Consider the following 1,858-nt stretch of genomic DNA (forward strand, 5'->3'; position numbering starts at 1 on the left):
CCTTCTCACACGACGTCGGCAAGGCAACATTGCGACAACAGAAAACCACATTTGTGCTTGCGCTCAATGGGGAAGCCCTTGTAGTAGCCTTAACGATTGGGTGAGGTCGCCAACGGCCGGTTAGTGGCACTCCCGTTTGCAAAACCTGAGTTTGGCTGACTGACTGGTTTAGAGAAAGTTGCCTGACCGGAGTGGGTCGGCGAACGACCTGACACCATTGAAGCCGACAAAAAAACGGCCCGCACCCGTCGCGGACCCGTCGTGGCGGAGCACAGACGGGCGGCCAGTCTCCCGCCAGCCCCGCCTGTGCTCCGTTTTGCGGCCACGCGCTATTAGCACGAGCCACCTCTACATGTTAGGCAATGCGCCCGCCCGCGGGCAATACTTTTCACGCCCGTTGCTTGAGCCGTGGCGCGGGCGCGCGGCGACCGGCAGGGTGACGGCATCGTTCAACGGGGGAGCATCACTGAACAGACAGGAACCGGTCGAGGTCACCGCCGCGACAGGTGAAAGCTACGCCGCAACGGTTGACGCGATCCCCGCGTTCATCGCAGCGGTCACGGATGCCGCCACGCAGGGCGAGTCCGTCCTGCTGGTCGGTGTTGGCTCGTCTTCGACCGGCGCGCGCGCCGCGCGCGTGGGCTGCAACCCGGCGACAGGTGCAAAGATCCAGGTTCCCCAGCGAAGACGGTGAAGTTCACCGCCGGCAAGGCGTTCAAGGCGGCGGTCAACCGGTAATTGCCGGGCTGGACCTTTGCCCGGACCGGACACCGCGCAGGGCACCCGGACCGCTGGCGGTCGCGCAGCGGCAGATTGATCCACTTCACATCCGCGCGGCGTCCGGCATCGCCGGTGTGGCTCGGGCAGCGCATCACACGCTGCCCCTCGCTTCGCCGGGCGCGTCGACCAGGCGGTTCCGATAGCAGAGGGGTATCGCGCACTGGCCTGCCTTTTCTGGCTGCGCGGACAGGTGAACCGGCCATGGGCGTGACAGCGGTTTATGACTGCCCCATTATGGCGAAGCGGCGTCCGTCCGCGAATCCGTCCGCTTATTGTCCGTATCGTCAAATATACCCGTATGCGCCGTATCGTCGTTCGCAGTTCCCCCGTGCATGGTCGTGGCGTCTTCGCACTCGCCAATATCAAAACCGGAACATTGATTCTCGAATATAAGGGCACGCTCGTCTCGCGGAGGCGCGCCCAGCGGGCCTATGAACGCTCCGCCGCCGAGCGGGGTCACACTTTCTTCTTCGGGCTCGACGATGGTCGGGTGATTGACGGTGGGCAGAGAGGAAACTCTGCCAGATGGCTCAATCACAGTTGCTTTCCTAACTGCGAGGCCGAACAGGCGGGGGAGCGAGTCTTCATCCGCACGATCCGACCCATCGGAAAAGGCTCTGAGCTTTACATCGACTATCAGTTACAGATCGAAGGCCCCCGGACGGCTGGAATTACCCGGGCGTACGTCTGCCGCTGTCGTGCGGCTGACTGTCGAGGCACCATGCTTTCGGGGTGACCGCATGTCCGGTTGATAGTCGACCATGCCGTTTTCTACCGGTACGTCACACGCCGGACCTGGATGCGGCGATCGGTTCAAGGATCGGAGCCTGCTGAAGGTTGAGTCAGCTGCAACAACTATCGTTAGTTATGCTTAAAAGCAATATGATCGCGCGCCTGGCTGACCGGTCACTGCCGGCGCGGACACCGTGAGCGGTGGTGCAGACAGTAATTGGACCAGTATTGCCTCGAAACCCTGCTGTTATGGTCGGGTAGCAGCGGTGCATTACTGCACCGCCGCCCCCTAAGAACCGTGCATGCGAGTTTCCCAGCACACGGCTCAAGCCTTTCAAAGCCCCAT

1 protein-coding gene and 1 pseudogene are annotated in these 1,858 nt (G+C 62.1%); both read left to right on the plus strand.

Going from position 1 to position 1,858, the window contains the following annotated elements; translation table 11 throughout:
* The first annotated feature begins 466 nt into the window (after positions 1-466).
* A pseudogene (locus tag HDG37_RS38665) lies at positions 467-738 on the plus strand (HU family DNA-binding protein).
* 340 nt (positions 739-1,078) lie between these two features.
* On the plus strand, positions 1,079-1,516 hold the full coding sequence (locus HDG37_RS38670) for an SET domain-containing protein (protein WP_184056840.1): 438 nt from the start codon (positions 1,079-1,081) through the stop codon (positions 1,514-1,516).
* Positions 1,517-1,858 lie beyond the last annotated feature (342 nt).

The sequence above is a fragment of the Paraburkholderia sp. MM5384-R2 genome, assembly GCF_014201025.1.
Taxonomy (GTDB): domain Bacteria; phylum Pseudomonadota; class Gammaproteobacteria; order Burkholderiales; family Burkholderiaceae; genus Paraburkholderia; species Paraburkholderia tuberum.